This is a genomic window from Mesorhizobium sp. Arg314 (assembly GCF_053714275.1).
The window spans coordinates 1-374 of sequence record NZ_JBSKBP010000280.1; the positions used below are offsets into that span (position 1 = coordinate 1).

A 374-nucleotide genomic window follows, 5' to 3' on the forward strand; every position below is an offset into this window, starting at 1 on the left:
TTTGCCCGCTCTGGCGTCGAACTCGATCGCACGGTGATGGCGCCATGGATGGGCAAGGTCGGCTTCGAACTGCAGCCCCTGGCCGACTATGTGCTGGAACGCATCAAACAGGCCGAACGGATCTTTGCCGACGAGACCAGCCTTCCGACGCTCGCGCCAGGGACTGGCAAGACCAAAACGGCCTGGCTATGGGCCTACGCCCGCGACGATAATCCGTTTGGCGGGGCCAGTCCGCCGATGGTCGCCTACCGCTTCGAAGACAGTCGCGGTGGCGAGTGTGTTGAGCGTCATCTGCAGGGGTATCGCGGCATTCTGCAAGTCGACGGCTATGCGGCATACAACCGGCTGGCCCAGTCGGCCGGCGCCAATGACGG

At 63.9% G+C, this 374-nt stretch carries 1 protein-coding gene; it reads left to right on the forward strand.

Features of this window, described 5'->3' with window-relative positions:
* Nucleotides 1–374: IS66 family transposase (locus tag ACWGS9_RS35490; RefSeq protein WP_454509517.1), on the forward strand; the 374-nt coding region annotated here is incomplete at both ends.